This is a genomic window from Fictibacillus sp. 23RED33, from assembly GCF_015903925.1.
GTDB lineage: Bacteria > Bacillota > Bacilli > Bacillales > Fictibacillaceae > Fictibacillus > Fictibacillus phosphorivorans.
On record NZ_JACZDX010000002.1, the window covers coordinates 59278 to 82403 of the forward strand.

Genomic DNA, 23126 nt, shown 5'->3' on the forward strand with positions numbered 1-23126 from the left:
ATTAATTATTTAAATATGGGTCAGATTCATCTCTCAATGTATCTCCCAAAAATCCAACACAAACAACTAATATGGCTAAGGCGATACCAGGCATGACTGAAATCCACCAAGCCGTACTAATATAATCACGACCAAGAGAAATCAGTAATCCCCATGAGGCATTGTCTGGAGGTGTACCTAAACCTAAAAAGCTTAGTGAAGCTTCAGAGATAATGACTAATCCTATCTGGACGGTTACGACGACTAACAAAGGGGATAAACAAACAGGCAGGATGTACTTAGTCAAAATTCGTAGATGTGACGCACCCACGACTCTGGCAGAGTCTACAAAATCTTTATTTTTAGCGGTAAGAGTTGCACTGCGGACTACTCTGGCAAAAGTTACCCAACGTGTGATGGAGAGTGTGATAATGACATTGGTAACACTTGGTCCTAAAACACCTGCGATTAATATAGCTAATAAAATGGTTGGAAACGATAACTGAATATCTGCTATACGCATAATGACTGCATCTACCCAGCCACCAAAATAGCCTGATAGTAATCCGAGGACTACACCAATACCTCCTCCTATTAAAACAGTTGCCACTGCTACAGAAAGAGAGATTCTTGCGCCATGTATAATCTGGGCTAAAACATCTTGACCAAGTTGATCTGTTCCTAGCCAAGAAATTTCATCACCAATCTTTGAACCAGGAGGTAGAACCCGATTGGCTGTATCGGTATTGACCGGGTTGAAATCTATGATCATAGGCCCAAAAATGGCAGTGAGTACAAAGAAAAAAACAGGAAGGCTAAGTATGACGATCTTCCAGTTGATTTGTTTTTTAAAAGAGGGTATAAATTCGCTCTCATTATTTATGACAGTTTTTACATTCACATCATTCATGACGATTCCTCCACAGTAACCCTTGGATCGATGTAGCCATACAGAATGTCTACTACAAGATTGAGGATGATATAGATAACGGCAATCAAAGCAACGGCAGCTTGAACGACTGCATAATCACGGTACAAAATGGAATTGATTAAAAGACGACCGATTCCTGGCCAAGAAAATACAACCTCGATAATGATAGCGCTTCCAATAAATTCTCCTAATAATAAGCCCAATACGGTAACCACGGGAATGAGCGCATTGCGAAGTACGTGAATGTACAGAATAAAATTTTGCTTGAGCCCCTTTGAGCGAGCCGTTTGTACATATCCTTGACGCAATTCTTCTAAAATTCCGCTTCGAACAAGTCTCACGATCATACCGATGAAAGGTAGACATAACGTAAATGCTGGCATTATGAGATGCCAGATTGAACCTGCTCCAGCACTAGGTAAGACTCCAAGTATTCTTGAAAAAATTAAAATTAACACGATACCCACCCAAAAGGTAGGAAGAGATTGCCCAAATAGTGAGATAAAAGAGATCATCTTATCAGCTATCCCATTCGGTTTGCGAGCGGCCTGAATCCCAAGGGGGAAACTAATAAGAATGGCGAATAAAATAGCTGTGAACGCTAGTGTTACGGTGAATGGCAACCTTTCCATAACGTGTGAAATGGCAGATCCACCAAGTCTAAAAGATTCACCAAAGTCAAAACGGACAGCATTCAGTATGAATTCCCCATACTGGACAATGAGCGGTTTGCTCAAACCAAGAGATTCTTTTAACGATTGTATTTGTTCAGGAGTAGCGTTACTCCCTAGCATTACGGCGGCAGGGTCACCTGGTATAATTCGGACCACTGCAAAGATAATTGTAATGGCTCCCCATATTACAAAGAGCGAATAAATGAATCTTCGGATCAAATATGTGGCCAAAGAGTACAGCTCCTTTCTATTACTCTACTTATTAATTCAAAGAAATGAATGAGTTTACCAATTTAGAGAAGACTAAAAATTATTAATGTTCTGAATTCTTATGTTAGATTTACACAACCTCCTAACGTGATATTGAATTTATGATATTCGTGTTCGTTTATGTTTATATGTGTTCATAATAAAGAGTTATTTTATTATTTGTCAACATAAACAAACAAAATAATGCGAAATTAATCATTCTAAACGATGTTTTGAACTCTATATTCAGAAGGACTCATTCCCATAACTCCTCTGAATACACGACTAAGATAGAATCCATTCTCATAGCCGCACCGTTCAGCGATTTGTTCTAATGTTAAATTAGTGTCGATGAGAAGGCGAGCTACTTTTAGAATGCGTAACCTTTTTACAAACTCGGACGGTTTCATGTGAAATTCACGTTGGAATCGGCGGGAAAATTGTACAGGACTCAAACCCACTAAATCAGAGAGCTCACGTAAATTAAATTTTGAATAGGCATTATTCAACAACCATTCATAGGCTTCATTCATTAAAGGATCTCCAGAATAAGTGTGATACAGATATTCATTAGGATGCATTTCTTTATCCCATTCATTACAGAGCATCTGCCAAATATCATTGAGCATATGTTGCTGCTGTATAAACTCTTTCGGATCATTCGTTAAATGATAGTTGTGTAGGTAATTAATATCTGAGTCTAATCGTAATCGGTCTGAAAGTGTAGTTTTAAAGCGAGGTAACACAAACTGATTCAACTTTAAATCTTCGTCTACTTCAAAGCTAATAAAATGTAGTGCGATGGGTGTTCCAATTTTTCGACGAAACGTAATTCCTGGTGGACAAACTAGTATATCACCGGGTTCAACTGTTCCAACCTCTTCCTCGATTTGATAATCGAAGCTCCCACTATCGATCATGAATAAAATCCAAGAATCATAGATATCTTCATTCATTACGAAATTTTCCTTGCGTTCAAAATAGGTATACGATAACAGTTTTAACGAACATACCCATAAATATCTTTTATCCAAATTCAACCCTCCTCTTTTTAGTAAGTGAAATAAAATATATGTGCAATGTTACATTAGTGCATGTTATAAGTCTAGTAGCAAATTTATAATGAAATAAATTAAACTAACTGTTGAATTAAGGAAATTAAGAACGATTTGTTTTGGAATAAGGTAACCAATAAGCGGACAAAGGAGCTCTTATATGAAACTAGAAACAGTTCAATCAGATATCACTATTGTAGGGGGAGGATTAGCTGGAGTTTCTGCAGCAATATCAGCAGCGAGACTCGGGAAAAAGGTAGCGCTCGTACAGAACAGACCAGTTCTAGGGGGGAACTCTAGTAGTGAAATACGTGTTTGGGTGTTAGGCGCTACTGGTCTAGGAGTTAATCGTTATGCTCGTGAAACAGGAATTATTGGTGAGATGTTAACGGAGAATCAATTCTTAAATCCGGATGGAAACCCATACTATTGGGATCTGGTAGTACTTGAAGCGGTAAGGAGAGAACCGAATATTCAGCTTTTCCTGAACACAAATGTGTATGAAGTTGAGGCAGACGGAGATGAAAACGATAGGCAAATCCGTTCTGTTACTGGTTTTATGATGGGATCAGAACGCAAGCTTCGTTTTGAAAGTCCTATGTTTTTAGATTGCTCAGGTGACGGGTTCGTTGGGTTTCTTGCGGGTGCAAAATATCGTATCGGACGCGAAGCGTATGAGGAGTTTCAAGAAGAATGGGCGCCAGAGAAATCGGATAATATCACGCTTGGCAGTACGATGTTTTTCTATACAAAGGATGCAGGCCATCCGGTGAAATTCGTTGCCCCAAGTTTTGCTCAAGATATAACGAAGACGGCAATTCCGATGAAGCGAGTATTCAAGGCGGGTGACAATGGTTGTTACTATTGGTGGATCGAGTGGGGCGGAGAAGCCCACCTAGACACACTTTATGATAATGAACATATTCGTGATGAATTGTGGTCTGTTATTTATGGGATCTGGGATTATATCAAAAACTCAGGGGAGTTCGATGCAGAAAACATGACCCTAGAATGGGTGGGGAGTGTTCCAGGGAAGCGGGAATATCGCCGTTTTATTGGAGACCATATCTTAACGCAGAATGACCTTTTAAATCAGAAAGAATTTGATGATAATATTGGATTTGGAGGCTGGTCTATCGATCTACATCCACCAGAAGGTATGTATGCAAGCGAATATATTTCAAAGTTGTTCTGTACAGACGGGAATTTTCAAATACCGTTTAGAAGTCTATATTCTAAAAATGTCAGTAACCTGATGTTTGCTGGTCGAAATATTAGTGCGACCCATGTTGCTTTTGGTGCTACTCGTGTTATGGCGACGTGTTCTGTAATGGGTGAGGCAGCAGGTGCAGGTGCAGCCTTAGCGGTTGATAAAGGGGTTACTCCTAGGGATATTTATGAAAACCACATGACTGAACTGCAACAAAAATTACTGTGGAACGATGCGGCCATGATCGGGGTAACCTACGAGGCTGACTTGACTGAAGGTGCTACGGTTGAAGCGTCTAGTCAACTAACGAGCCTGGCATTGCCAGTATCAAAACAAACTATGCAACTAACAAACGATATTGCGTTTGTTGTGCCAGCTAAACCTAAGATTACAAAGGTTGATCTTTTAGTTGATGCTAAAGAGGATACAGAGATTCAAGTCGAGCTGTGGGACACAGGACGCTTAGAGAATTATATACCAGGTGAGCAACATGCAAGTGATACAGTTCGAATTCCAAAAGGGGAAAAGAATTGGGTGACTGCTGAACTTTCTTGGACACCAGATTCGCCTCAAAATGCCTTTATCATCATACGTGAAAATGATGCTGTTTCTATCCATCAGTCATCAGAACCTCAAACAGGTACACTAGGTTTCGTGCGAGAAAAATCAGCAAATATCTCAAGGTTGCTGCAAGCCATTGATAATAATCAGTTGATTGTACAATGGAGCCAAAAACCTATTGGTCGTGACCATTTCTGTATCCGTTTACACGATGAAACGAATGCGTTTATGCCAGAGCAAGTAGTTAATGGATATCTACGTCCTTATGGTGGTCCAAATATGTGGTCCTCATCTGAAATGCAAGATGGGAAGGAAGAATGGTTAGAAGTAAAGTTACCTGAAACAAGAACAATTTCTGAAATACAGCTAATCTTCAATAATGATGTAAATGAGGATTTAAATAATCTGCATGATAAACGAACACCTTTTGAAGCGTTTCCTGAACTAGTGAAAGACTACAGAATTGAAGCGCTAGAGAAAGAGAATAACGAGTGGAAGGAACTCATTGTAGAGAAAGACAATCATACACGAAGAAAGCAATATCAGTTGAGTGAGCCAATTAATACCGATGCTGTACGATTAGTGATTGAATCAACGAATGGCTCCCGTTTTGCAGAAGTTGTGGCAATACGTTTAAAATAATTACTTCTTGAATGGCTTAGATAAAATTTTATCTAAGCTTTTTTCCGAGTTTCTACCATTATATAGTTACGCGTAGTTAGCTTGTTGTTCTGTGCGGTTATTTTTATTTCTTCTCCGCAATACTACTTCTAAAATTTATCTTTTCATTTGTTTTAACAAATAGGAGCATTTTTTTTTGAACATCATTAAACAAATGTTTAATATTACAAATAAAGGATATTTATAAGTACAACTAGAAAGGAGAATGTCAATGTTCTTCAAGCACAATGAAAAAATCAAGCGGAGGAATGTTAATATTGCTTGCTGGTGTACCTTTACCGTATGGTCAGTGTTACTGTTAATTAATTCGTTTTTTGAATTTTTACTAGATAGAGAGCTTATTACGCATTCATTTACTATTTTAGTTGTTGGTTTAGTCGTGTTTTTTGTAGTTGAAGCGTTCTTAAATATCTATGATAGAAAGTCGGAAAAATCCCGAAACTTATGAGAAAGGGGTTAGATTCATGCTAAACATATTCATTCTCTTAGCATTTATACTCGCTATGGGTTATAACACCTATGTCAAAACGACTTTTTCCCTTGTGGTTGTGTTGGTTATTGCAGCTATTGGGATTATATATAGAATTTATAGCGCGAAAAATAAAAATATAAATAGCTAAAGAAATCTCTGATAACAGGGATTTTTTTAATGAAGCAATAATTTCGGCTAAAAACTCGTAAGGATATTATACCCAGAATCACTTCTTTCACGTAAAGCCCTTAGCCTCATTGTAAATGCAACTCATGGCCTGTAATCTTATTCTTATATAAGGAAAATTAAGGTAAGAAAAGGAGGGCATGCCATGTTTCGGAATTTACTAAAGAGCTTACTTGTATTTCTGTTGATAATTCCCCTTTATCCAAGTGGACAAGCTCATGCACAAGTGGAGCTGATTTCAGACACTCCCCTAAGTGAGAGGCTTCACGATATTACACTTCATAGTCCGGCATTAGGAAAACAGACATCACTGCGAGTCATTTTGCCTAAAGGGTATGAAGAATCAGAGCAAACATACCCCGTGCTTTACTTGCTACATGGTTGCTGTGGTGACTACAAAGCATGGACGGCTCGAACGGATATTGAAAAGATAACAGAGGATCTACCGTTGATTGTTGTTATGCCTGATGCGGGGCGAGGTGCGAGTTATTCGGATTGGTATAACGGGGGTGCCTATGGAACGCCACAGTGGAAGAAGTATCATATGGAAGAACTCATTCCGTGGGTGGAACAACATTATCGTGCAAAAGGAACGAGAGAAGGACGAGCGATAGCTGGCTTATCCATGGGTGGCTTTGGTGCGATGTCTTATGCGGCAAGACACCCTGATCTTTTTGTAGCTGCAGCATCATTTTCAGGTGTACTTGATACGAACCTAGATCCTGAGTTTTTAGAGAAGACGATCTTTCAGAACCAGGAAAAAGTACCACCTGGAACCGTTTGGGGTGACAGAGAAACGAATGAGATCATTTGGAGAAGCCATAACCCTTGGGACCTAGCAGAAAACTTGGAAGGTGTAGATCTTGCCATACACACGGGAACAGGTGAAGCGGGCGGACCGTTGGATGGTGGTTTGGAATCTCCGGTTGAAGAGACTTGCTTTGTGATGTCAACGAGTCTTCATAATCGGTTAGATGAACTGAATATTTCACATGTGTGGGATAGTTATGGACCAGGTTCTCATACGTGGGGCTATTGGCAGCGCGATCTGCACCAAACGTTGCCTCGGTTCATGGATATCTTTAATAATCCCCCAGAAGCGCCGATTCCTTTTCAATATAAGTCGGCTGAATCATCCTTTTCTATCTACGGCTGGGATGTTACATTCGATCGAGATAAAATGGAGTTTGCTAGATTATCCGACGTGACGAAGAAAGGATTCAAACTTCAGGGGTCAGGGAAAGCAGATGTTCAGACAGCACCTTGGTTTAAGCCGAACGGAAAGTATCACGTGAAGATTAAAGGTGATCGAGGTGCTAAAGTTGTGAAGACACGGGCTGATGATGAGGGAAGATTGCGTGTTGAGTTGGATTTTAGTTCGAAACATGTAGGGGATACAGTGTCGGTTCGTATAAAATAAAAACAAACAGCGCTGCAGTTGCAGTGCTGTTTGTTTGTAATGTTTTAATTAACCATTTCTCCACCTAATAATTTAAGTCTATCATCTTCCATTCCGACCACATAGCTCATGGTATAAATGGAAGTTTGTTCAGTGTCATTTACATATTCTTGTGCCTCTAACGTAATATCAACTTGATATGTGCCATCACCGTTATCGCTCACGTAAGAATTCGTAATAGTAGTATATATTGTCTGTGCATATCCTTCAGTAAATACTTCTAATGAAGGAGAAGAAGCTTTCCAGTTACCGCCAATCAGATCGTAAGCTAGCTCATATTCTCCAGCATTCACATAATTATAGTATTCTTCAACAGTGTATACCGCATCATCAGGTGTTACTTCGTAGGAAGACTCATACTCTTCATCGTAATCTTCATAATATTCATCTTCCTCGTATTCTTCATAAGGCTCTTCGCTGTATTCTTCATCCATACCGGTGTTCGTGTCAGAATCTGATCCATCCTCATAATATGCACCTTCATCGTTTTCATCCTCAGAAAGGTCTCCATCATACTCTGGTATTTCGTAATCAAAATCATGATCTTCTTCATATGGCTGAAGATTCATCGGGTTCTTTGACCATTCTGCTAACGTCGGCAATACGGCATACAAAGGAATGCTAAATCCAATATTGTTTTCTTTAATGTATTTGACAGAGTTAATACCAAGCACCGATCCGTCTATGCCACTTACAATCGGTCCTCCACTATTACCCGGTGAAATAGGTGCAGTAATTTGATACATATTCTCATAGTAGTAGCGATCTAGCTGGAAGGAGCGATCTAATCCACTGATGATTCCTACAGTTACTGTGTTTTGCAAACCGAGTGGACTGCCTAATGCTACTACATCGTCACCAGTTTCTGCTTTCTCTTTTTTTATCTTTAATGGAGTAGTATTTGCTAACTCTTGAACACGAATCAGAGCGATATCTGTATGATCACTGCGTCCAATCACCTTACCCGTATACGTTTGCTGATCGCTCATGCGGATGGTTACGCTAACTTCATATCCTACTACATGGGCATTCGTAACAATATCTCCTTTGTTGTTATAGAGAAACCCTGAGCCTTGGCCGTTGGACGTCTCAATTTGCACAACCTTGTCTTGAGTTGCTTTTATTATAGACTTTAAACTTGGCTTTTCTTTTGCAGCGACTTCTTTTGTTATCGTTGTGGTTTTCACTTCAGTTACAGCAGGCTTTGCTTGATTTTGTGGAATCGTTGTAAATAGAAAGTAGGCTAGAGATAACCCGCAAATGAGGACAATAGTGACCAATGTAGAATGGAAGAGAATTTTTTTCATCGAGTCTATTTCACCTTTCAAAATGTATGCCTATAAAAAATAAAAAACCTACAATCTAGCCGTAGGTTAAATGCGAATATACCTTTAGCTGCCCGGCTGTCGTAGTGTGAAGCACCTTAGACCCGTGGCTTTGCGTCCTTACTTTTCAATAAGTTTGCCTTTATATGGTTATCATACTTTTATCCTATCATATATGGAAAAAAATACAATATAGCATTAACTTTTCGTGACTATAGAACCATTACATGAATATCTTAAATCTTGTTAGTAAATTTTAATTGTTTATATTTGCACACTACCGAACTCATTTATGTTCATTTATGTTGAGAATTCCATACATATTCTATATGATTATGGAAAAGCGCTTACATAAGAGGTGAGTAAAGATGTCCGGTTATTCTATTGGTATTGATTTTGGCACGGAGTCTGGACGAGTACTTGTGGTTGAGGTTAACACTGGATCCATAAAAGCCATAAGTACCGTTCCCTACAAACACGGGGTAATGGTCGATGTTCTTCCAACAGACCAAAGTGTTCAGATTCCTCACGATTTTGCTCTGCAACATCCTCAAGATTATCTCGATGTGTTATACCATGGTATTCCTACTGCTATGAAAGAAGCTAACATCCGTCCTCATGAATTGATTGGGGTTGGAATTGATTTTACTTCCTCAACATTTCTCTGTGTGAAAGAAAACCTAGATCCTTTATGTTCGCTAAAAGAATATGAAAATAATCCTCATGCTTGGGTAAAACTTTGGAAGCATCATGGGCCAAAAGAAGAAGCGAAAGCGTTGTTGGATAAAGCCTTATCTGAAAAAAGTGAATGGCTGAAAAGGTATGGTTTCACAGTATCAACAGAATGGTTTATTCCAAAATGTCTTGAGACGATTAATCATGCACCTGAAGTATATGAAGCTACCGACTACATGTTAGAAGCGGGAGATTGGGTCGTTGCAAAACTGACTGGAGAAGTGGTAAGAAGCAATTGTTCTCTTGGATTTAAAGCCTTTTGGAGTGAGGAAGAAGGCTTTCCCAAAAAGTTCTTTGAAGAATTGAATCCTACTCTAGGGCAGATGGTACATACAAAGTTACAAGGAAAAGTAGGCAAAGTTGGCCAACGAGCGGGTGTCCTTACAGAAGAGGTGGCGAACTCATTAGGATTACCTAAAGGGTTACCTGTTGGAGTCTCAATCATTGATGCTCATTCTGCTCTCCTTGGTGTTGGTGCATCACGTTCTAATCAACTTACGATGGTAATGGGAACATCTACGTGTCATATGACGCTAAATGAAGAATTTATTCAAGTGCCTGGCATCTCAGGGGTGGTGAAAGATGGCATCCTACCTGGTTTTTACGCCTATGAAGCGGGTCAATCGGCTGTTGGTGATCTCTTTGGATGGTATGTGAAACAAGCTCCATCTTCTTATGTGGAGGAAGCCAAGAAACAAAATCTATCTTTATTTACTTATCTGGAATCCTTAGCGATTCAAAAGGAACCAGGGGAAACTGGCTTGATAGCATTAGACTGGCATAATGGAAATCGATCCGTATTGTCCGATTCCAACTTAACTGGAACTTTAATAGGTCTCACGTTGCAAACAAAGCCAGAGGATATTTATCGGGCATACCTTGAAGCTACAGCGTTCGGGTCAAAGATAATTATTGATAACTTCGAGTCATGGGGAATTGCGATTGACCGTGTATATGCTTGCGGCGGGCTGCCACAAAAGAACGAACTGCTCATGCAGATTTATGCCGATGTCCTTAACCGAGAGATTCATGTGTCTTCCACAGATCATGCTTCCGGAATCGGCGCGGCCATGTTAGGTGCTGCTGCAGGAGGATTGGAGTTAGAGGAAGTCGTACAATCTATGAATCAACCTTTTCTAAAGACTTACTATCCAAAGCCGAACCATGTTGAAAAATATGAGACTTTATTTAAACTGTACAAAGAGATTCATGACGAATTTGGCTACAAACGTCCTCATGTAATGAAACGGTTAAAGCAAATGACTGTATAGGGGTAATTGAGGTTTTTTTACAATAAACGTAAAGGGTGCTCCATTCCATTTAAACTGAAAGAAAGCTTCATAGATTCGTACTTTGAAATGATAAAAAATAGTAACCGATAATTCTTTTAGAGACCTTGAAGGGTGAAACTCCTTTCAAGGTATTTTTTATATCTACTTTTAGCTCAATTTTGCTTAAAATTCTTGACAGACAAACAACGTATGACTATTATTTACATTAACGAGCATAAATGAACTTTAACTGAGCGAAAACGAACAATGAATAACTACCGGTCTTCATACGAGGAGGAATGATTTGTGCAGGAACAGTCAATCCATTCAAGGACGTATCGTTTATTAGGTCCTTATCAGATGGAAGAGGTTACCGTTAATCGAACGATTAATGAAGGTGAAGTGGTTGTTGAACCGCTGATTGCAAGCATCTGTCATGCAGACTTACGTTATTTTATGGGGCACCGAAAGCCTGAAGTGCTTACTAAGAAACTTCCAATGGCCCTATTGCATGAGGGAATCGGAAGAGTAGTTGAAAGTAAATCGAACTCTGTAAGTGTGGGAGATCGTGTTGTGATCGTTCCTAATATTCCAGGGCATCTGCTTAAAAAAGGAGATCCTGAAGAGTGTAGTTCGTACTCGCAACAAGAGTTTATCGCCAATTATGGAGAGAAGAATGTATTCTTAGGAAGCGGCTATGACGGAATTGCTCAAAATCGGTTAGTTCTACCTGCAGAATGCGCCATCCCTATTCCAGACTCACTTCCTAATGAAATAGCCGTTCTTTCAGAGTTATGTACCGTGTCTTATCATGCACTTAGTCGCGTTAAGCAGAAGTTAGAATCCTCTCCAAACACGACGGTAGCCGTTTTTGGAGATGGTCCAGTCGGCTATTTGACCGCGGCTCTGATTCACCATGTGTATGATCTTGGCCCTGAGCGTTTGACGGTGTTTGGTGCAATCGATGAGAAGCTGAAACAGTTCACGTTTGCTTCAAGAGAGCTAGTCCATAACTATGATTTTAAATCTTCTAAAAAGGTAGATATCATTGTAGAGTGCACTGGTGGAGCTTTTAGTGAGCATGCCATCAACCAAGGAATCGATCTTGCTGCACGCGGGGGAACAATCATTTTAATGGGTGTTTCAGAGGATCGAGTTCCGATCAATACAAGAGATGTTCTGGAGAAAGGGCTGTCGCTTTATGGCAGCAGCCGTAGCTCGAGTGCGGATTATCATGCAGTGATGAGAGCGATGGAGAACATAGAGTACCAAAAGACACTCCAAGCTATCCTGCCGAAAAGAAATACACCGATCCACAATCTGTCGGATTTTCAAACGGCGATGAAATCGGCATCCGAACATAGACATTGGGAAAAAGTCATTTTAGATTTTGACTGGTCGGCATCTTAAATAACATTCAAGCTTTTCTTCAATCGAAGGAAAGCTTTTTTATTAAATACACACAAAAAAACACAAATTTCATGTAAACTAACAGAAACAAACAATTAGTGTATGTAAGGGGAGAACATTATGTTAGCAGCAGAACGAAAAGCGAAGATTATTGAATTTGTAAAAAGGACAAACATCGCAACAGTCACGCAGCTTTCTGAGGAGTTTAATGTGCATGAAGCAACGATCAGAAGAGATCTTTCTGAAATTGAGAGAGAAGGTCATCTACGAAGAACGCACGGCGGTGTTATTTTAGGAGAAGGTATTCACTCAGAGCCTTCATTCACTGTACGAGCAACCGAGCGTGTGGAGGAAAAACAGCGTATTGGAGAAAAAGCAGCAGAAATGATTCAAGAAGGCGATAGTATTATCCTGGATTCGGGGACGACGACGTTTCAGATTGCAAAATATATCGCGAACAAAACGAATATTACCGTTGTTACGAATGATATCAACATAGCTGCAGAGCTTCGTGATTCAAAAGGAATAAAAGTCATCGTGACAGGTGGTGTGCTTTATCCAGAGAGCTTTATGCTAAACGGTATGTTTACAAACGATGTACTAAAGAAATTGCATGTCCATAAAGCATTCATTGGTACACCTGCCATTCATCCTAAAAAAGGACTAACTCATTTTGAAGAGCTTTTTGTGCCAGCGAAGATGGAAATGATTAACGCTGCTAGTGAAGTGATCGTCGTTACCGATCACACGAAACTAGGCGGTGTTTCTCTTCACATGGTTTCACCAATCAATAAGGTAGATAAACTCATTACAGGTGAAGAAGCTTCAGATACACAGATTCAACAGTTCAAAGAAAGTGGAATAGAGATTATTATTTCTTAAATGTGACTAAACGAACATTAACGAACACTTAAATGTAAATATAATGTAAAAACAAACAAATTCGAGCGAAAAGTGATTGACAATTTTGGTAATATTCTTTAAATTTAATATAAATCAACAAAAACAATCATTATAGTGCATTTGTAAAGACTTTTTATATTTGTAAGCGCTTTATTAAGATATTGTAAATGTTTAAGCAGAGAAAGTTGTTTGCAAAAGGGGGAGCGTCAATGGCATCTATTGAGTTTGTGAATGTAACGAAAGAGTTCGAGAAAAAAGATATTATTAAAGATCTTAACCTCACAATCAAAGATGGAACGTTTACCGTTTTGGTAGGTCCATCAGGATGCGGGAAGACGACATTGTTAAGGATGATCGCTGGAATTGGGCCGCAGAGCTCAGGAGCTGTCTTGATCAATGGAGATGATGTCACAGCGGTTGCACCTGGAAAACGAGGAGTGGCCATGGTTTTTCAAAACTATGCGATCTATCCGACGATGTCTGTAAGAGAGAATATTGAATTTGGACTTAAGAATAACAAAGTAAAAAAAGAAGAACGAACAAAGTTGGTAGAAAGCATCAGTGCTGCTGTTGGTCTGACGGACTATCTGGACCGAAAGCCTTCCACCCTTTCTGGCGGACAGCGTCAGCGTGTGGCGTTGGCTCGTGCGATGGTTAAGGAGCCTTCCGTGTTCTTAATGGATGAACCACTGTCTAACCTAGATGCCAAACTACGAGCTCAGATGCGACTCGACCTGATCGAGCTTCATAAAAAGTTAGGTACTACCTTTGTTTATGTAACACATGATCAGGTGGAAGCTATGTCGATGGCAGATACGATCGTGCTGATGAATAACGGATTGATTCAGCAAGAGGCAGCACCTGAAGAAATTTATCATGAACCGAACAACCTCTTCGTGGCTCAGTTTATCGGAACGCCACCGATGAATATCGGAGAACTTGGTTTAGATGGTGTCAAGTTTGGATTCCGTCCAGAAAGCGCGCAAACGTCAGACACGCCGGTCGATGAATATTTGAGTATGGAAGGCGAGATTGCGACGCGTGAGATGCTTGGCTCAGAAACACTTTACCAAATGAAGTACAAAGATAGCGCGTTCATGCTGAAAAGCAATTATGCCTTCTACAAAGTAAACCAAAATATACACATAGGGGTCCCTGAAGATAAGCTTTATCTATTCGATTCAGAAGGGACACGAATCAGAAAAGATCATGAACGTTATTCCTCGTATCTTGAAGCTTTAAGAGGTTATTGATATGAAGAAAAAGACGTTCTGGGAAACCTGTAGACCTTATGTCATGATCGGCCCGGCCATGATTGGTATCTTTTTGTTTGTGATCTATCCGATGCTCTATTTAGTCTACCTTAGCTTCTTCAAATACAATTTATTGAACAGTGCGATGAGTCGGTATGTTGGTTTTGATAACTATATTCAAATTTTCAACAGACCTGATTTTTATAAGTCGCTTACGAACACCGTGATCTACACGGGTGGCGTTGTTGTTCTGACGATGCTCATCTCCTTGTTTTTTGCGGTATGGCTCAAAAAACAAACACGCTTGAATTATATTATCCAAGCGGGAATATTCACCCCACATATCATTTCAATCGTTTCCGTTTCACTCGTATGGCTATGGCTGATGGAACCGAATCTAGGGTTTCTGAATTTTGCTCTAGAAAAACTAGGTCTTCCAACATCACAATGGCTACAAAGCTCGAAAACAGCACTTTTTTCTATTATTATCGTATCGGTTTGGCACGGCATTGGGTATTACGTTCTCATTTTGGTCGCAGCACTGCAAGGCATATCGCCAAATATCTATGAGGCGGCGGAACTCGATAACACGAGTAGATTCAGAGTGTTCCGCAGAATTACACTGCCGCTCATCTCACCACAAATGTTCTTTATCTTGATCATCATGACGATCGGCTCGTTCAAAGTCTTTGATACGGTTCGAATCATGACAGGTGGTGGACCGAACAATGCAACGAATACGCTCGTCTACTATATTTATGGATTCAGAACGACAAACATTGGTTATGCGGCCGCTACTGGCGTCGTGTTGATGGTCATTATCGGAATACTAACGTTTATCTACTTCCGTTTGATGTCGAAGAAAGTTCATTATCAATAAGTTTATAGAAAGCTAGATAGAAAGGGGGATCATAGGTTTTGAAAAAATATAACGTTTGGTTGTCGGTAGATTTCTTGCTAAAAGCAGCCATCTTATTCGCCTTTATTTTTCCGTTCCTATGGATGATCTCGACCTCGCTTCAGACGTTTCAAGAGACACTCAGCGTTCCGCCTACATTGATCCCGTCTTCACCGCAATGGATCAACTTTGTAGAAGCGATGACATCAGGTCCGTTTGCAACTTATGCCAAGAACTCTATCATCATCACTGTGTCGATTATCGTCATTCAATTTCTTGTAATGATTCCGGCAGCCTATGCGTTCGCTAAATATGAGTTCTTCGGAAAAAATGTGCTTTTTGCTCTCGTGTTAATCGCGTTTATGATGCCAGGGCAGGTAACTTTTATCCCGATCTACTTAATGATGGCAGATTGGGGTTTGATCAAGACATTGATTCCGCAGATTCTGCCGTTTATGTCTAACGCGTTTGGAATCTTCTTGCTCCGGCAATATTTCATGCAGATTCCTGAGGAGATTATTGAAGCTGCGAGACTCGACAATGCGAGTGAATTTAAGATCATGTGGAAAATCATGACGCCGATGGCAAAACCGGCACTCGCTACAATCGCACTCTTTAGTTTTGTCAGTCACTGGAATGATTATTTCTGGCCGCTCGTTATGACAGATTCAAATGAAGTTCGGCCGTTAACGCTTGGTATTGCAATGTTAAAGCAATCTGAAGGAATCAGTAACTGGCACATTATTATGGCTGGTAACGTGGTATTAGTTATTCCGATTCTAATCGTTTACTTATTATGTTCCAAACAGATCGTCAAAGCTTTTGTGTATTCAGGTATCAAATAAGTTATATAAAAGATGGGGAGGGTTATGTTATGAAATTGAAGTACGTATTAAGTGCAATGGCTGTATTGGTGTTTATGATGCTTGCAGGTTGCCAAGGGGAAACTGAGAAAACCAGCGGTACGAAGTCCAAAGAAGGCGGTACGGCAACGATTCAATTCTGGCATTCATTAGGCGGTAAGAACGGCGAGTTCATGGATCAGTTGATTCAAAGATTCAATGATAGCCAGGATGAAGTGAAGGTAGTCGGTACTTTCCAAGGAACGTATGATGAAACGTCGACTAAGCTTCAACAATCGATCTCAGCAAGTACAGGTCCTGATGTTACGATGCTTGAACGTTCATATGTCCAACAGTTTGCAGAGTCTGAAGTGCTTGAAGACATGACACCTTATCTAAAAGAAAGCGGCTTGAAGAAGGGTGATTTTACAAAAGGTCTAATGGGTCATTCAACATTCAATGATAAGCTAGTATCCTTGCCATTAAACCGTTCAACACCTATTCTTCACGTGAACAAAACGATTTTAGATGAAAAAGGCTTAAAAGTTCCTACAACTTGGGATGAATTAAACGAAGTAGCAAATGCACTTGTTGTTAAAGAAGGCGACAAAGTAACACGATATGGCCTTACGATGCCTTACGATACGTGGTACCCAATCGCCATGATCTCTCAATCAAAAGGTACTTATTTTAACAAAGATAAAACGTCTATCGGATTTGCTAAAAATGATGTTGGCGTTAAAGTGTTTCAATACTTAAAAGACATGCAGAAGACAGGAGCTCTTTATTACCCGCCAGCACAGGATTCAGGAAACATCGTCAACCAAATGTTTGCTGCTGGAAAAGTGCCTCTTATGTTCCAATCTACAGGGGTAATCGGTGACATCAACCAGAATACAGACTTTGAGTATGTAACGGCTTTTCTACCTAAAAATAAAATCCACGCTACGCCAACAGGTGGCGGGAACGTTGCGATGCTTGCAGGATCTGAAAACAAAGAAGCTGCTTGGAAGTTCATTGATTTCATGATGGAAGATCCGAAGGGATTACAACAGTTTATCGTTGAAACAGGATACCTTCCGTTTACAGAAAAAATGGTAGACTCCAAAGAAATTCAAGATCTATGGGCAAAAGAGCCGAACAAGAAAACAGCGTATGATCAGTTAAAATATGCAGTAGACAACAATAAGAGTGTCGTTTGGCCAGAGACGATGCATGAGTTCTTCTCAGCTATTGAAGCGATCATGTACGATGATGAAGAAATCGAACCAACCCTTGATCAATTCAAAGGTGAAGTAGAGAGAATCCTCTCTGAAAGTTAATGGAATGACCAAAAAGCCTAGAGGAATGCAGTCAGTTCAATACGTCTAACTGATGACTCTAGGTTTTTTGTTTTATTTTTTTATGTATCTTTTTTTGAAAGTGAACTTAAATGTTTTTCCTTCTTAGATAGTTGATTGAAGTGAAGGTGCGAGACTCCTGCGGGAGCAGTGGGACAGGTGAGACTCTTAATAGCGCATAGCGCTAAGAGGCTCACCGCACACCCCGCGGAAAGCGAGCAACCTGGAACGGAAATCAACTGCTGTCAAGAGCTGCAAAGACTTTGCTATTTTCTAACTGAAAGGATGAAACAAATGATCGAGCAACTAAAAAACACCGATACCTTTTTTATCGCGGGCCATCGCGGATTTATGGCAAAGTACCCTGAGAATACACTTATCGCGTTTCAAAAAGCGCTTGATGCTGGAGTGGATATGCTCGAATTCGACCTTCGCTTTTCAAAAGATTCCGTACTCATGGTCATTCACGATGATACGGTGGATCGAACGACGAACGGTACAGGAAAAGTTAGTGATTTTACCCTTACTGAGCTAAAAAGTTTATCTGCAGGAGTAGATGTTGATGGACAATTCCATACGATTCCGACTTTAGAGGAATTTTGTGAGTTGTTAAAAACGTATCCTGACGTTCTTTTTAATGTAGAAATTAAACCAAGTCCTGATGCAAAACGTGTGGCGGCTGCAGCCATTCAAACGTTAAAGGATTACGATTATCTACCGCGATGTGTGTTTACGAGTTTTGATGCAGAAATCGTTGCGTATATTCATGATGTTTATGATCTTCGGACACAAGGCTTTCCGGGGGAATTGATGTTCAACTTTGTACCAGGACCAAACGGAACCTATTCGAAAATGTGGGCAGCGGGCATTAGTATGAAGCTGCTTACTCCTGATTTAATAGAGAAATTTATGGAATTAGGTATTTTAAGCTGGTGTTATTGTCCGGATACAGAGGAGCAAGTGACTCAAGCTTTAGGATTAGGCATCAACGTTTTAACGTGTAACAATCCGATACCCGCACTGGAGGAACGAAAGAAACTAAAAGATGAAATCAAAAGTTAAAGGAGGACGACCTTGCATATATCCTTTCCTTTTATAGTGAATTATGAGATGTATCTTCGTGTTCTGATCAGTGCTATCTTAGGCTTTTTGATCGGCTGGGACAGAGAATCAAAGAGCAAGCCAGCTGGGATCAAAACATACATGTACGTGTGCGTAGCGAGTACATTGATTACGTTGATCTCAATTTACAGTGTTGATGAGTTCAGTACGATGAGCGATACGATCCGAATGGATCCGATGCGATTGACGGCGCAGATTGTAGCTGGTCTTGGTTTTCTAGGCGGTGGCGTCATCATAAAAGACGGTGTTCAAGTGAAAGGTCTCACATCAGCTGCTATGATTTTATTAGCGGGTGGCGTTGGTATTGGTATTGGGGCAGGCTTCTATGGAATTGTTAGTTTTGCTGTTATTATCTCCCTCGTGTTAGCAAAGCTCGGCAACCATATGGAGAGTAGAAAAATGGCACGTCTTGAAAGGGAAATGAACAAGAATGAAGTGCATTTATAACGAATAGGAGGCTACTACTAATGAATATATGGAAAACGAACGTTGTTAAAAAAAGCGTAGGTATGATAACAGTGTTGGCCCTTTCATTAAGTCTATCCATTCCCGCAAGTGCAAAACAAAGCGTCCCGCATTCAAAAGTGTTTGACCTTAAGGCTCCCGCACATGAACTATTTCGGAATAAAGCCCTACATAATGGAACGGTTCAACAATCTTTTGGGTTCGATGATATCAATGGGCATGTTTACGTTTTGCAGCTGATGGCAGGCGGCATCCAACTGCCAGGTGAAGATGCGCCTGTGAGTGGTGCCACTCGTAGTCTGAATGGAGATCTGACGTTAACGAAACTTGATCTAGAAGGAAACAAACTCGGTTATATGTATTTAAAAGGCTTTGGTCACGGTGTGCAGATGGGAATTGAAACAGAGAATGGAGTTCCTTATATTTGGTCCGAAACTGATTCTGTTGCTGAAGGCAAAGATGGATGGGGAACACAGCTGGCGCGTTTTCCGTTTCAAGATAGTACTATATTAACGCCTGATTCGGATTCTTTAGAAAAACACCGTTTAATAGAAGGAGCCGATCGAACGACGGTAAACATTGATTCTGCCAACAACCTGCTTACCATGCGTTATCGAGTGAATGGTGTCTTTCATTTTGGCGTATTTTCGTTAGATGATGTAAAAGAAGGAAGGTATGAACCTGTAGCAGATGTGGTGCAACCCTCTCTAGGCACGTTTCAAGGATTTGCAAGCTGCGGCAGTTTCCTCTATCTTCTAGAAGGCAACGCATATGGATCGAACGGATCTGTTGCGCCAACTGGAAACACGTATATTACGGTTGTGAATCTAGAAAATGGTGAAGTGGTGGATCGGGAGTTATTTACAGGAGGGCAAGGTCTTTCATTTAGGGAGCCAGAAGGTCTAGGGATTCGTGTTCCGGATATTCGCCACCCGCATAAAGCGCAGTTATATGTAGGATTCGCATCCAACTTTACTCCGAATCGCTTGTCTAATTTGCTGTATATAGATGAATTGAAGCCATTGAGTCGCGTGGTGAAGTAGACATTTTGTTTGATGAAGCTTGGGGGATTTCTCAAGCTTTTTTTGTTTTTCGTAAGATGATTTTGCGACGACCCATAGGAAGGTGATTTTGACCCATAGAGTGAGTGGAACGACTCATAGAATTTACGAAGACCCATAGAAGTGTGAGAATGACTCATAGGATTCACGGGACGACCCATAGACACCGGATTTTGACTCATAGAAACGTGATAACGACTCATAGAAGGTTCAAATCAGTGCAACTCCAGATGATAGAAGCAGTAGCGACCGAAGAAAATACTTCTCTACTACTTAACGCATGACTCCTTACAGCTTATAATAGTAGTAAACCCCACTAAGTTAGGAAAATTACAAAAATGAAAAGAATATTGATTTGGTTTATTGAACCCTACATCATCATAAGACAAGAATGGAAACTGCTCTCTACACGCAATACCGAACTTATTACAGCTTTTGAAAAGAGACGAATAAAGGAGCTGCAATTCTTTAACATTATGCTAGCGGCTGTGTATACGTTGTTTTTTTACATGTTTGTAGGTGATTTGTTCATGCTTATACGCGGAAATTGGGTTTCATTGCTGGGCGTGGTGTTTGGTTTCTTGATGATGGTGCTGATAAAGAAAATTCAAGTCTCGCGCTATCTTAAGCGGCGTGATGCATATCTCAAAAACGACGAAACACTTATTGAAAAATAGGGCTCGCCACCGCAAAAAAACAAGCTGACTCTTCTAAAGAGCCAGCTTGTTTTCTGTCTTATTTCTTCGCTACATCTACAATACGACCTTCCACTTTTGGAGCGACCGTCTTTAATTTCGCTACATAATCACGTAAGTTTTCCCAGTCGGATAGTCCAAGATCTGTTACGCGGCCTTGCTCATAAGCCGTTTTGAATACTGTGTATCCATCTCCACCTTTTGCAGTGAAGGCATTTGTTGCGATTACGTATTCTTTCGCTGTATCAATTGCTGTGTAAGAATCATCAGCATTCTTTACTTCCATCGTAAGTACACGGCTACCAGCAGCTTTTGTGCTGTCATACGTAAATTTCATACCAGAAACGTGTAAGAATCCGCCGCTTTCCTTTGGAGATTGGCTTACACTGTGCTCAAGTGCAGTTTTGATCTCAGCACCTGTTAACTTCATCGTTGCTAACGTGTTACCGAATGGTAGTGTTGTTAAAACATCTCCGTATGTGATCGGACCAGCATCGATTGGAGCACGAATTCCGCCACCGTTTTGAAGAGCAAACGATACATTCGGATTCACTTCTTTTGCTTTGTTTAACATACCATCTGTGATGAGGTTACCCAGTTCAGTTTCGTTGCTTCGTACACTTGTTCCGCCGTTGTCAGAACGAGGATTCTCAAGTGCTTTTGCTGTTTCCCCACCTGTTGGAGTGTTCTTTAACTCTGCAATTTTGCTAGAGTACTTTTGTAAAAGTTTAGCAGCTTCTGGATCTTCCGTTTTTGTTTTCACTTCAATTAATTTACCAGCTTGGTTGATGACTTGACCTTTTCTGTTGAACTCTACATCCAATGTACCAAGGAAATCACCATATTGATAGGCTTGTACGATAACCGTTGAATCTTTCACTTTGCCTTCTTCATCTTCTTTAATGACGACAGGTGCGTTTAATGTTGTATGACTGTGACCACCAACGATTACATCGATGCCATCAACGTGTTTTGCTAGCGTTAAATCGTTATCGTATTCAGGGTTATCATCGTATCCAAGGTGAGTGATCGCTACGATCTTGTTAACACCACGGCGTTCTAAATCTCTAACCGCTTTTTGTGCAGACTCGATATAGTTTTTGAATTCAACGTTCTCAGGACTTGCGATGTCTGCAGTTTCTTCAGTCGTTAATCCAATGAATCCAACTTTTTCATGGTTAACACGTTTGATTACAGCTGGATAAATGTTGCTATCTTTCGCTTTAAGAGGAATTCTTTTATTCGTAAGGGCTTTCATATTTAAGTCTTTAGAGAAATCAACGTTTGAACTAACAAATGGAAAATCTGCATTTTTCACAAAATCTGCAAGCGCTTCGTGACCTTCAGGGCTAGCACCAAGATCAAATTCATGATTACCAAAAGTCATAAGGTCATAGCCTGCTAGATTCATAAACTCAAGATCAGCTTGTCCCTTAAACTCGTTAAAATAGAGAGTTCCTGAGAACACATCACCAGCGTCTAAAAGTAAGGCATCTGGCTTTTCGGCACGAACCTCTTTAATAGCAGTTATGCGTTTTGCTACATTATCTAGGTGAGCATGTGTATCGTTGGTATGCATGAGTGATAGATTAAACGTACGATCCTTAAACTTATGTTTCTTACCTTGAGCTTGGTCATCAGCTAAAGCTGGTACTGCGATTTGGGAAGAAATTAGCCCAACCGCAAGAGAAGAAGCAAGTAATTTTTTAAACTTTTGATTTAAAACCATACCATCACAATCCCTTCAAATTTGTCACACTATTATTAATTTAGCATGTAATAATGCAAAGTAAAGTCGAAATTTGTCGATTAAAGTTTGAATTTAAAAGTTTAATACGAACTTAACATTTTTAATAGTTCAGCGTGTGACACTTCATTAATAGAGTATGTATTTTTTGTCTGTTGATTAATGATTTGATAGGCATGTAGTGAAGGTCTGATAAGAAACTTCCAATGCGTTCCCGTTTTTGGAGAGTTTACATATTTGTCTGAGGGTGTCATCTGCTTAGTGAAAGATTCAAGTTCAGTAAGAAGGAATTTATCAAAATAACGGATGAGCAAGTAACCTGTATAGGATTTCTGATGGAAACGGTCGAGGTTTACTTTGCGAATATCAAACCAGCTGTGCGCATTTTGGACAGAAGGCGATAACACAAAGAGATTCCCTTTCGTATAAATCGTAGTGTTTGAGTATTGCCTCAACTTCAGATCCAGTGTTAATACATTTTTATTTACTTTTGAAGAGGTGGTTACGTTCCCCATACGAGATCACTCCATTTTACAAGATAAGGTAATTATAACGTAAAGCAAACAAAGGATAATACAATTTTTTACAGAAATATACAAGAT

Annotated in this window: 19 protein-coding genes and 1 riboswitch; of the genes, 13 read left to right on the top strand and 6 right to left on the bottom strand. The window is 40.0% G+C overall.

Annotation, left to right across the window (positions count from 1 at the left end):
• Window position 1 precedes the first annotated feature (1 nt).
• The 3 genes from IHV09_RS08775 to IHV09_RS08785 all read right to left on the bottom strand — a co-directional run bounded on the left by IHV09_RS08775 (window position 2) and on the right by IHV09_RS08785 (window position 2867).
• Complete coding sequence (locus IHV09_RS08775; RefSeq protein WP_197264214.1) at window positions 2-889, bottom strand: ABC transporter permease; 888 nt, start codon at window positions 887-889, stop codon at window positions 2-4.
• Window positions 886-1815 carry an ABC transporter permease gene (locus tag IHV09_RS08780; protein ID WP_197264215.1) on the bottom strand — a complete coding sequence of 310 codons (930 nt, stop codon included), beginning with the start codon at window positions 1813-1815 and terminating at the stop codon, window positions 886-888. The genes IHV09_RS08775 and IHV09_RS08780 overlap by 4 nt, the downstream gene beginning before the upstream one ends.
• 239 nt (window positions 1816-2054) lie before the next feature.
• On the bottom strand, window positions 2055-2867 hold the full coding sequence (locus IHV09_RS08785; RefSeq protein WP_197264216.1) for an AraC family transcriptional regulator: 813 nt from the start codon (window positions 2865-2867) through the stop codon (window positions 2055-2057).
• A 181-nt stretch (window positions 2868-3048) separates the two neighbouring features.
• Here IHV09_RS08785 and IHV09_RS08790 point away from each other — a divergent pair, with 181 nt between their 5' ends.
• Together IHV09_RS08790 and IHV09_RS08795 are read left to right on the top strand one after the other, a co-directional pair.
• Complete coding sequence (locus tag IHV09_RS08790; RefSeq protein WP_197264217.1) at window positions 3049-5301, top strand: FAD-dependent oxidoreductase; 2253 nt, start codon at window positions 3049-3051, stop codon at window positions 5299-5301.
• Window positions 5302-6143: 842 nt separating this feature from the next.
• Window positions 6144-7418 (top strand): alpha/beta hydrolase, encoded by a 1275-nt coding sequence (locus IHV09_RS08795; protein ID WP_197264218.1) that lies wholly within the window; start codon window positions 6144-6146, stop codon window positions 7416-7418.
• A gap of 44 nt (window positions 7419-7462) precedes the next feature.
• Here IHV09_RS08795 and IHV09_RS08800 read toward each other — a convergent pair whose 3' ends face one another.
• Window positions 7463-8764 carry a S1C family serine protease gene (locus IHV09_RS08800; RefSeq protein WP_197264219.1) on the bottom strand — a complete coding sequence of 434 codons (1302 nt, stop codon included), beginning with the start codon at window positions 8762-8764 and terminating at the stop codon, window positions 7463-7465.
• Between the two features lie 83 nt (window positions 8765-8847).
• Window positions 8848-8933: riboswitch (cyclic di-GMP riboswitch) on the bottom strand.
• A 217-nt stretch (window positions 8934-9150) separates the two neighbouring features.
• On the opposite strand from IHV09_RS08800, the gene IHV09_RS08805 reads away from it, so the two are divergent.
• The 11 genes from IHV09_RS08805 to IHV09_RS08855 all read left to right on the top strand — a co-directional run bounded on the left by IHV09_RS08805 (window position 9151) and on the right by IHV09_RS08855 (window position 20759).
• The gene (locus IHV09_RS08805; RefSeq protein WP_197264220.1) at window positions 9151-10788 is read left to right on the top strand and encodes a ribulokinase; all 1638 of its coding nucleotides are present in this window, start codon (window positions 9151-9153) and stop codon (window positions 10786-10788) included.
• 306 nt (window positions 10789-11094) lie between these two features.
• Window positions 11095-12198 (top strand): alcohol dehydrogenase catalytic domain-containing protein, encoded by a 1104-nt coding sequence (locus IHV09_RS08810; RefSeq protein ID WP_370568957.1) that lies wholly within the window; start codon window positions 11095-11097, stop codon window positions 12196-12198.
• A 120-nt stretch (window positions 12199-12318) separates the two neighbouring features.
• The gene (locus IHV09_RS08815) at window positions 12319-13080 is read left to right on the top strand and encodes a DeoR/GlpR family DNA-binding transcription regulator (protein ID WP_197190029.1); all 762 of its coding nucleotides are present in this window, start codon (window positions 12319-12321) and stop codon (window positions 13078-13080) included.
• A gap of 230 nt (window positions 13081-13310) precedes the next feature.
• Window positions 13311-14354, top strand: a complete 1044-nt coding sequence (locus IHV09_RS08820; protein WP_197264221.1) for an ABC transporter ATP-binding protein — start codon at window positions 13311-13313, stop codon at window positions 14352-14354.
• A 1-nt stretch (window position 14355) separates the two neighbouring features.
• Window positions 14356-15234 (top strand): carbohydrate ABC transporter permease, encoded by an 879-nt coding sequence (locus IHV09_RS08825; protein WP_197264222.1) that lies wholly within the window; start codon window positions 14356-14358, stop codon window positions 15232-15234.
• Between the two features lie 122 nt (window positions 15235-15356).
• A complete protein-coding gene (locus IHV09_RS08830) occupies window positions 15357-16097 on the top strand; it encodes a carbohydrate ABC transporter permease (protein ID WP_231618265.1) in 741 nt (246 codons plus the stop codon).
• Between the two features lie 29 nt (window positions 16098-16126).
• Window positions 16127-17416, top strand: a complete 1290-nt coding sequence (locus IHV09_RS08835) for an ABC transporter substrate-binding protein (RefSeq protein WP_197264224.1) — start codon at window positions 16127-16129, stop codon at window positions 17414-17416.
• 312 nt (window positions 17417-17728) lie between these two features.
• A complete protein-coding gene (locus IHV09_RS08840) occupies window positions 17729-18496 on the top strand; it encodes a glycerophosphodiester phosphodiesterase family protein (RefSeq protein WP_197264225.1) in 768 nt (255 codons plus the stop codon).
• Window positions 18497-18544: 48 nt separating this feature from the next.
• Window positions 18545-19003 carry an MgtC/SapB family protein gene (locus tag IHV09_RS08845; protein WP_197264521.1) on the top strand — a complete coding sequence of 153 codons (459 nt, stop codon included), beginning with the start codon at window positions 18545-18547 and terminating at the stop codon, window positions 19001-19003.
• Between the two features lie 20 nt (window positions 19004-19023).
• On the top strand, window positions 19024-20064 hold the full coding sequence (locus tag IHV09_RS08850) for a hypothetical protein (protein ID WP_197264226.1): 1041 nt from the start codon (window positions 19024-19026) through the stop codon (window positions 20062-20064).
• 356 nt (window positions 20065-20420) lie between these two features.
• Window positions 20421-20759 (top strand): hypothetical protein, encoded by a 339-nt coding sequence (locus IHV09_RS08855; RefSeq protein ID WP_197264227.1) that lies wholly within the window; start codon window positions 20421-20423, stop codon window positions 20757-20759.
• 58 nt (window positions 20760-20817) lie between these two features.
• On the opposite strand, the gene IHV09_RS08860 is transcribed toward IHV09_RS08855, so the two are convergent.
• The gene (locus tag IHV09_RS08860) at window positions 20818-22506 is read right to left on the bottom strand and encodes a bifunctional metallophosphatase/5'-nucleotidase (RefSeq protein ID WP_231618231.1); all 1689 of its coding nucleotides are present in this window, start codon (window positions 22504-22506) and stop codon (window positions 20818-20820) included.
• 101 nt (window positions 22507-22607) lie between these two features.
• Entirely contained in the window at window positions 22608-23039 is a 432-nt protein-coding gene (locus IHV09_RS08865; protein ID WP_197264228.1) for a hypothetical protein, read from the bottom strand.
• Between the last annotated feature and the right edge of the window lie 87 nt (window positions 23040-23126).